The organism is Streptomyces sp. Ru73, from assembly GCF_002920575.1.
In the GTDB taxonomy this organism is placed as follows: Bacteria; Actinomycetota; Actinomycetes; order Streptomycetales; family Streptomycetaceae; genus Streptomyces.
The window spans coordinates 1-8,054 of sequence record NZ_PQSQ01000168.1 but is presented as its reverse complement, the minus strand read 5'-3'; the positions used below and the strand labels follow the sequence as shown (position 1 = coordinate 8,054).

9 protein-coding genes are annotated in these 8,054 nt (G+C 72.6%); 1 reads left to right on the top strand and 8 read right to left on the bottom strand.

Annotated features, from left to right (window positions below; translation table 11 throughout):
* The 5 genes from C3486_RS35680 to C3486_RS35660 all read right to left on the bottom strand — a co-directional run.
* On the bottom strand, positions 1 to 200 hold a 200-nt coding region (locus C3486_RS35680), incomplete at its 3' end, for a hydrogenase subunit MbhD domain-containing protein (RefSeq protein ID WP_103837017.1).
* Positions 193 to 654: an MrpF/PhaF family protein gene (locus C3486_RS35675; protein ID WP_103837016.1), complete on the bottom strand. Its 462-nt coding sequence runs from the start codon at positions 652 to 654 to the stop codon at positions 193 to 195. The genes C3486_RS35675 and C3486_RS35680, both read right to left, overlap by 8 nt.
* Positions 651 to 830 carry a hypothetical protein gene (locus C3486_RS35670; protein WP_103837015.1) on the bottom strand — a complete coding sequence of 60 codons (180 nt, stop codon included), beginning with the start codon at positions 828 to 830 and terminating at the stop codon, positions 651 to 653. Before C3486_RS35670 ends, C3486_RS35675 begins: the two co-directional genes overlap by 4 nt.
* Before the next feature lie 62 nt (positions 831 to 892).
* On the bottom strand, positions 893 to 2,959 hold the full coding sequence (locus C3486_RS35665) for a CocE/NonD family hydrolase (RefSeq protein WP_103837014.1): 2,067 nt from the start codon (positions 2,957 to 2,959) through the stop codon (positions 893 to 895).
* A 59-nt stretch (positions 2,960 to 3,018) separates the two neighbouring features.
* On the bottom strand, positions 3,019 to 4,320 hold the full coding sequence (locus tag C3486_RS35660) for an acetyl-CoA carboxylase biotin carboxylase subunit family protein (RefSeq protein ID WP_103837013.1): 1,302 nt from the start codon (positions 4,318 to 4,320) through the stop codon (positions 3,019 to 3,021).
* Positions 4,321 to 4,594: 274 nt separating this feature from the next.
* Here C3486_RS35660 and C3486_RS35655 point away from each other — a divergent pair, with 274 nt between their 5' ends.
* On the top strand, positions 4,595 to 5,593 hold the full coding sequence (locus C3486_RS35655) for an aldo/keto reductase family protein (RefSeq protein ID WP_103837012.1): 999 nt from the start codon (positions 4,595 to 4,597) through the stop codon (positions 5,591 to 5,593).
* A 56-nt stretch (positions 5,594 to 5,649) separates the two neighbouring features.
* On the opposite strand, the gene hxlB is transcribed toward C3486_RS35655, so the two are convergent.
* From hxlB to C3486_RS35640, 3 genes are read right to left on the bottom strand one after another with little or no spacing between them, the layout of a single operon-like run.
* The gene (gene hxlB, locus C3486_RS35650) at positions 5,650 to 6,228 is read right to left on the bottom strand and encodes a 6-phospho-3-hexuloisomerase (RefSeq protein ID WP_103837011.1); all 579 of its coding nucleotides are present in this window, start codon (positions 6,226 to 6,228) and stop codon (positions 5,650 to 5,652) included.
* Between the two features lie 37 nt (positions 6,229 to 6,265).
* Positions 6,266 to 6,892 carry an orotidine 5'-phosphate decarboxylase / HUMPS family protein gene (locus C3486_RS35645; RefSeq protein ID WP_103837010.1) on the bottom strand — a complete coding sequence of 209 codons (627 nt, stop codon included), beginning with the start codon at positions 6,890 to 6,892 and terminating at the stop codon, positions 6,266 to 6,268.
* Between the two features lie 40 nt (positions 6,893 to 6,932).
* On the bottom strand, positions 6,933 to 7,913 hold the full coding sequence (locus tag C3486_RS35640) for a sugar kinase (RefSeq protein ID WP_103837009.1): 981 nt from the start codon (positions 7,911 to 7,913) through the stop codon (positions 6,933 to 6,935).
* Positions 7,914 to 8,054: the final 141 nt, after the last annotated feature.

Below are 8,054 nucleotides of genomic sequence, written 5' to 3'. Positions count from 1 at the left end.
AGGAGGGGGGTGAGGGCCGAGCCGACGGCGAGCTGGGAGAGGGCGACGTCGGGTGCCTGGAGGACGGTGAAGAGGAGGGTGAGGGTGAGGCCGAGGAGGGAGAGGGCGAGGGCCTGGCGGGCGGGTTCGCGTACGGCGACGGCGGCGGTGGCGGCCGCGGCGACGAGCAGCAGGGCGACGGCGACGGGGAGGTCAGCCATGGTCGTCGGCCTCCTTCGGGCGGGCGCCGGCCAGGGCCTTGGCGGAGACGAGGTTGCCGCCGACGAGGAGGGCGCCGATGATCAGGAGTTTGGCCAGGGAGCGGCCGGGGCCTTCGGCGACGCAGAGGGGGAGGACGACGGCGGCGGTGGCGAGGACGGCGAGGGCTTTGGTGAGGGGGCCTTGCTGTTGGGGGTCGTCGCCCGTCTCGGGTCCGAGGAGGCGGGCGTAGACGAGGGTGCCGACGGGGCCGAGGAGGGCGACGACGAGGGCGACGTCGGTGTAGGGGGGCCGGTCGTAGCCGCGGGCGAGCAGCAGGAGGACGAGGCAGACGAGGAGGGTGCCGGTGTTCTGGGCGGCGACGCGGCGGCGCAGTGGTCCGGTGGCCACGCACCACAGGACGGGTGCGAGGCCGAGGGCCATGAGGGCGGTGGCGGCCGCGAGCCAGGGGTTCACCGGTCGGTCACCGCCCGCCGGGCGGCCCCGGCCGCGACCGCGCCCACGAGGGAGACGGCGGCCCCGACCAGGACCTCGAGCGCGTCGATGGTGGAGATGAAGAGGAGCCAGAGGATGAGGAGCGCGGCCCACCAGGCCGTCGTCTCCGCCGTGTTCCGCATCGGGCGCCGTGCCATGCCGCCATCAAAGCACCCCATGTCCGCCCCTTCGCCGACGACGCGCTGGCCGGGTACCCGGGTCACAGGGAGTCGCGTGGGAGGGTCTCGTTCCAGGTGCGGGAGAAGACCCGGCGGTCGCCTTCGTAGCCGTCGAGGGTGGCGTCGATGCGGAAGGACTCCTCGTCGGACCAGAGGGTCTGGGAGGTGACGATGTGCACGTCCCAGTCGCCGCGCCGGAAGCGCATGGTCCAGGTGGTCTCGCCGCGTACGGAGCCGAAGTCGTCGGCGACGGAGGTGTACCGCTCGTAGGCGCGGCGGCCGACGTCGATGCCGGCTTCTTCGAAGCGGACGAGGCCGGCGTCCTTCACGATCTCCAGTGCGTTGTGGTAGTTGACCAGGTCGCGTTTGACGTCCCAGCGCTGTTCGGCGGGGAGCAGCTGGGTGGTGGGCAGCGGCTGGGTGCCTTCGGGTTCGGCGAAGGCGGGGTCGGGCACGTCGTCGGGTACGTCGTTGGGGCGTACCGGCAGGGTGAGGGCGCTGGTGCCTTCGTAGACGGTGAGCCGGACGGGGCGGGGCGGGGGCCAGGCCAGCGGCCAGTAGGAGGTGGACAGTGACAGGCGGATGCGGTGTCCGGCGGGGAATGCCTGGGCTGCGCAGTTGAGCTGGACGGTGGCGCGGTAGCGGCGGCCGGGTTCGAGGGGCTGGGGCGTGCCGGTGCCGTCCCTGCGGGTGAGGTTGAGCAGGCCGTAGGTGACGCGGGTGGCGCTGCCGTCGGGGGCGACGTCGGAGAGCCGGGCGGCGACCATGGCGACGGGTTCGGAGGCGGAGACCTCCAGTTCGACGGTGGCGGTGCCGAGGATCTCGGTGCGTTCGGTGAGCGGGTCGGTGTCGAAGACGAGGGAGCCGCCGTCTTCTTCGCGCTGGTCGTACGGGAGGTCCGGGGGTGCGTTGTAGGAGGCCCATTTGCCGGCGAACTGGCCGACGGACAGGGGGGATTCGACGGTCAGTGCGTCGCCGCGCAGGGCGTCGTCGCGGGCTTCGTCGGGGGTGGCGTCGTCCCGCCGGGTTTCGTCGGGCGGGCAGATGCGGTGCCGGGTGAGGGGGTGGTAGGCGCGCTGGATGCGCGGGGAGGGCCAGGTGGGTTCGCCGACCCAGCGGCCGGGGCGTTCCTCGTAGGAGGTGGAGGGCGGCACGCTGTCCTGCATCCAGGTGCGGAGCATGGGGCCGTCCATGGCGCCGTTGTCGGCGCCCTTGAGCCAGTGGTCCCACCAGCGGACGACTTCCTGGAGGTAGCCGATGGCGGGGCCGGGCTCGCCGAGGTGGGGGAACTTGTGGGACCAGGGGCCGATGAGTCCCTTGCGGGGGACGTCGAGGTTGCTGAGGAGGCGGCAGACGGCGTTGGAGTAGCCGTCGGCCCAGCCGCTGGAGGCGAGGACGGGGACCTGTACGGCGTCGTAGTCCTCGCAGACGGAGGCGTGCCGCCAGTAGTCGTCGCGGCGCTGGTGGCGGAGCCATTCCAGGGCCCAGGGGCGGGTGGCTTCCAGGCGTTCGTGCCACATGTCGCGCCAGCGGTCGCCGACCACGGCGGGGTCGGGCGGGCAGGTGGCGTAGGCGAACATGGTGCCGGCCTCGGCGAGGTTGTCCGAGAGCAGGGTGCCGCCCATGTAGTGCATGTCGTCGCTGTACCGGTCGTCGGTGAAGGACGCGATGACGATGGCGCGCAGGCTTTCGGGCTGCCGGGCGGCGACCTGGAGGGCCGCGAAGGCGCCCCAGGAGATGCCCATCATGCCGGTGGTGCCGTCGCACCAGGGCTGGGCCGCTGCCCAGGCGAGGACTTCCTCGGCGTCGGCCTGTTCCTGTTCGAGGTATTCGTCCAGGAGGACGCCTTCGGAGTCGCCGGTGCCGCGCAGGTCGACGCGGATGCAGGCGTAGCCGTGGCCGGCGAGGTAGGGGTGGTGGATCGAGTCGCGTACGGAGGTCAGGTCCCGCTTGCGGTACGGGATGTACTCCACGATCGCCGGCACCGGCTCCCCGTCGGAGGTGACGGGGCGCCAGATGTGGGCTGAGAGCCGGGTGCCGTCGGCCATGGGGATCGCGACGTGGTGTTCTTGCTTGGTCGCGTGGGGCAGGTCGTTCACGTACTGCATGCGGCTGCCGTGCTCCTTTCCTGGGTGCCGGGGTCGCTCGCCGTGCCGACGGCCGTGGCTCAGGCGCCGGCGTCCTCCGGCGGCGGGGTGCCCTCGAAGTGCTGGTTGAGGGCGGCCACGCAGCGGTCGTACTTCTCGGTCATCTCCTCGACGCTGTCGGCGCCGGTGAAGATGTGGGCGAGTTCGCAGCTGTAGCTGTCCTGCTGCGGGCTGTCGGAGAGGCGCTTGCCCGGCTCCGGCACCATGTCGATCTGGACGCCGGGGATGTCCTTTTCGATGCGCTCGATGTCCTTGGCGGAGGGCACGTCCTTGACGACGGCGTCGGTGAACCAGCGGTAGTACCACTTGGCCGCCATCCGGTAGGGGCCGGCGCCGGGGGTGAGGCTGGGGTCCTTGCCGAGGGCCAGGGCGACCTGGATGTGGTGGTTCGGTGTGCCGTCGACGTAGTGGAAGATCTGGGCGTGCGACTGGGAGTGCCGGGGGTTGATCTCCAGCAGGTTGATCCGGTCGGTGTGCGGGTCGTAGAAGAACTCGATGCTGAAGGTCGCGCCGTCCATGCCGATCTGCCGCATGACCCGCTCGCTGGCGACCCGCAGCCGCTGGACGACGTCCGGCGGGAGGGTGGAGGGGTACTGGTGGCGGAGGAAGCTGGAGCTGTCGGGGTAGTTGATCGAATCCAGCGTGCCGTAGACGGTGACCTCGCCGTTGTGGACGTAGCCCTCGACGGCCACCTGGATGCCGGCGATGGCCTCTTCGGCGAGGCAGACCTCGCCGCCCACGCCGGCCATTTCCTCGGGCAGCTCGATCTGCTCCAGGATGTATTCGAAGGGGCGGCCGACCCGGCTGATGCCTTCCCGGATCTTCGCCACGGCCTCCTGGAATTCCTTTTCGTCCTTGACGCCGTAGGCGAGTTCCGAGGAATAGGACAGGGCGGGCTTGAGCCACATCGGGTAGGTGACGCCCTCGGGCGGCTCGGGGTGTTCGGCGGAGAGGTCGACCCGGCCGAATGCCGGGTGCTCGTCGATGACCTTCTGCTGTTCCAGCCGGCTCCAGTACTTGTGCTCGCACTTGACGATGGATTCCAGGCTGGTGTGGTGCGTGCCGTAGCGCTCGCCGAGGATGGGGACGAGGGTGCTCGCGGGAAAGTCCCAGTAGGTCACGATGGCGTCGATGCTGCCTTCGAAGGCGTCGAGAATGCCGTACGCCTTTTCCAGGAGCTGCGGTACGGAAACCTCCCCGACCTGCAGCTCTTCGGGGGTGAGCAGGCCGTGGAAGGTGTATTCCGCGGCGTCGGGAATGGCCTGCAATTCCGGCAGGTTTCCCTCGTCCAGACCGACGACAAAGATGTTCTTCCTACTCAAGGGACCTCCTTCGTATCGACGGCCGGGTCCCCGGCTACCCGTCCTTCTACCGTGCACACGCCGTCCGCGTCATGGCAGACACGCATGAAGACCGGCGCGCCACGCGCCTGCCCCGGGATCGGTCCGTCGAGTACCCAGCACGCGGGAGTCATGCAGGGGCCGGGGAAACTGCCGGGGCGCCGCACGTCACGGTGGCCTCCGGGTGTGGCGGCGCCGGGCGGGGCAGGATGGTTCCCGCAGAGACGTGACGTACGACAGATGGAGAGCTGAGACCGTGGAATACCGCCGCCTGGGCCGCAGTGGCCTGACCATCAGCGAGATCGCGTACGGCAACTGGCTGACGCACGGCTCGCAGGTGGAGCAGGACGCGGCCACCGCCTGCATCCGTGCCGCGCTGGACGCGGGCATCACCACCTTCGACACCGCGGACGTCTACGCCGAGACGCGGGCCGAGTCGGTGCTGGGCACCGCGCTCCGGGGTGAGCGGCGCGAGGGGCTGGAGATCTTCACCAAGGTCTACTTCCCGACCGGCACCGGCCGGAACGACCGGGGGCTGGGCCGCAAGCACATCATGGAGTCGATCGACGGGTCGCTGCGCCGCCTGCGGACCGACTACGTGGACCTGTACCAGGCGCACCGCTACGACCACACAACGCCGCTGGAGGAGACCATGGAGGCGTTCGCCGACGTGGTCCACTCCGGCAAGGCCCACTACATCGGCGTGTCGGAGTGGACCGCCGACCAGCTGCGCGCGGGGCACGCGCTGGCCCGTGAGCTGAAGATCCCCTTCATCTCGAACCAGCCGCAGTACTCGGCGCTGTGGCGGGTGATCGAGGCGGAGGTGGTGCCGGCGAGCGAGGAGCTGGGCATCGGCCAGATCGTGTGGTCGCCGATCGCGCAGGGCGTGCTGACCGGCAAGTACCTGCCGGGTGCGCCGCTGCCGGCCGGGTCCCGGGCCACCGACGGGAAGGGCGGTGCCACGTTCGTCCAGCGTTTCCTGCGGGACGAGGTGCTGGAGCGCGTCCAGCAGCTGCGGCCGCTCGCGGAGCAGGCGGGGCTCACGCTCGCCCAGCTGGCCGTGGCGTGGGTACTGCAGAACCCCAATGTCTCGGCCGCCATCATCGGTGCCTCGCGGCCCGAGCAGGTCGAGGAGAACGTCAAGGCGGCCGGGGTGCGGCTGGAGCCGGAGCTGCTGAAGTCGGTGGAGGAGGTGCTGGCCCCGGTGGCGACCCGGGACCCGGCGCTGACCGCGGGCAACCCCGCCAACGACTGAGCGGGGCGGCACGGCGGCGACGGGCGCGCACGGTGGTGCCCGCCCGTCGCCTGCGGTCACTCGGTGTTGGCGTGGGCCGCGCGGGCGCGGTCGTTGTCCACCTCCAGGAGGCCGGCGAGGCGGAGTGCCACGACGTCCAGGGTGACGTGGGTGGCCTGGTCGAAGAGGCTGGAGAGCGGCTGGACGCTGGCGGCCTCGCCGGGCCGGCGGTACTTCGTCGCGGCGGGCAGCAGCAGGACGGACGCGGCGAGGGTGCCGAGCGGGGAGTCCGGCGCCGTGGTCACGGCGTGCACCTCGGCGCCCGCCTTGACGGCCTGCTCGGCGACGCGGACCGTGCCGGCGGTGGTGCCGGAGCCGGAGACGGCGACGACGGTGTCGCCGTCGGCGACGGCCGGGGTGGTGGTCTCGCCGATGACGTGGACGGGCAGGCCGAGGTGCATCAGCCGCATGGCGAACGCCTTGGCCATGAAGCCGGAGCGGCCCTCGCCCGTGACGAAGACGCGGCGGGCGCGCAGCAGGGCGGTGGCGAGCGCGTCGAGGGAGCCGGCGTCGACAGCGGTGAGGACGCCGCGCATCTCCTCCTGCACGGTGGTCAACAGGGCGTCGGTAGTGGGGAGTTCGCGCTGGGTGGCCATGGTGGTTCCTTCGGTGCGGTGGTGCGGTACGGGTGGGTCAGCGGTGGGCGGCAGCGGCGAGGGCACGGGCGGCCGCCGCGGGGTCGGGGGCCGCGGTCACCGCTGAGCCGACGATGACACGGACCGGGTCTGGTCCGGTGAAGGCGGGCAGGTCGTCGGCGGTCAGGCCGCCCGCGACGGCGACCCGGCGGCCGTGCCGCCAGGGGCCGAGGAGGTCGGCGGGCCCGGCGCCGGCCCGCTGGGCGTCCTTGCCGACGTGCGCGGCGAGCACGGTGTCGGCGGGCAGCCGGGCGGCGAGGGCGGCGCGGCGTTCCTCGGTGGTCTGCATCAGGTCGACGACGGTCTCGGCGCCGCGCTCGGCGGCGACGCGTACGGCCGCGTCGAGGGTGGCGTCGGCGGCCGTGCCGAGGACGGTTGCGGAGGCGGCACCGGCGTCGTACGCGAGGGTGAACTCGAAGACCGCGTCGTCGGCGGTCTTCAGGTCGGCCAGTACGGGCACGGGCCCGGCAGCGGCGGCCACCTCGGTCACGGCGCGCATCCCGAAGTGCTTGATCAGGGATGTGCCGACCTCGATCCAGTCGGTGTGCGGCGCGACGGCCTCGGTGATCCGGACGGCCCGTTCCAGGGGCATCCGGTCCAGGGCGATCTGCAGCTGTACGGCCACGGGGCCAACTCCTCGGTTGTCGTGCGGTGTTCAGGGTGGTTCAGGCGGCGGCGCGGGTGCGCAGGAAGGACTCCAGCCGGGCGCGGGTGGGCAGGCCGTCCCGGTCGCCGTGGCTGGTGGTGGCGAGCGCGCCGACGGCGGCGGCCCTGGCCAGGGACTCCTGCGGGCCGAGGCCGTCCAGGTGGGCGCTGATCAGGCCGGCGGCGAAGCCGTCGCCCGCGCCCACGGTGTCGACGGCCCGCACCGGGAAGACCGGCTGCGTCCAGGTCCCGCCGGCGGCGTCGTACAGGGTGGCGCCGCGGGCACCGTCCTTGAGGACGACGCGGCGCACGCCCCGCGCCAGGTACCAGCGGGCCACGTCGGCGGGGTCCTGCGCGCCGGTGAGCTGCCGGCCCTCGCTCAGCCCCGGCAGCACCCAGTCGGCACGTACGGCCAGGTCGTTGACGGTGCGCACCATCTCGGCGCGGTCCGGCCAGAGTGCGGGGCGCAGGTTCGGGTCGAAGGAGAGGGTGAGGCCCGCGTCGCGCGCCGCGGCCATGGCGCGGTGGGTGAAGGCGCGCGCGGTGCCGGAGAGCGCGGCGGGGATGCCGGTGACGTGCAGGTGGCGGGCGGCGCGTACGTAGGCGTCGGCGGCGTCGGAGGGGGCGAGGCGGCTGCCGGCGGAGTGCTTGCGGAAGTACACCACCTCCGGGTCGCCCGCGGTGACCCGGCTCTTGAGCTGGAAGCCGGTGCGCGCCTCGGGGTCCACGGTGACCTGCGTGGTGTCCACGCCTTCGGCGCGCAGGGCGGCGAGCGCGTGGGCGCCGAGCGGGTCGTCGCCGACCCGGCCCACCCATCCGGCGGTGTGGCCGAGGCGGACCAGGCCGGTGGCGACGTTGAGTTCGGCGCCGGCCAGGGAGCGGGTGTAGTGGGTGACGTCGGCCAGCGGTCCGGTGTCGGCGGCGACGAGCATGCCCATGACCTCGCCGAAGGTCACCACGTCGAGGCGCGGCCCGGTGGCGGGGACGGCGGTGGGTTTCATCGGGGGCCTCCGGCGCGTACGGGGGTGGTCAGGGTGCCGATGCCGGCGACGGTGGCGGCCGCGCGGCCGCCGGGGGTGAGCGGGCCGTACTCCCCCGGCGCGCCGGTCAGGACGACGTCGCCGGGGCCGAGCGGGAGCAGG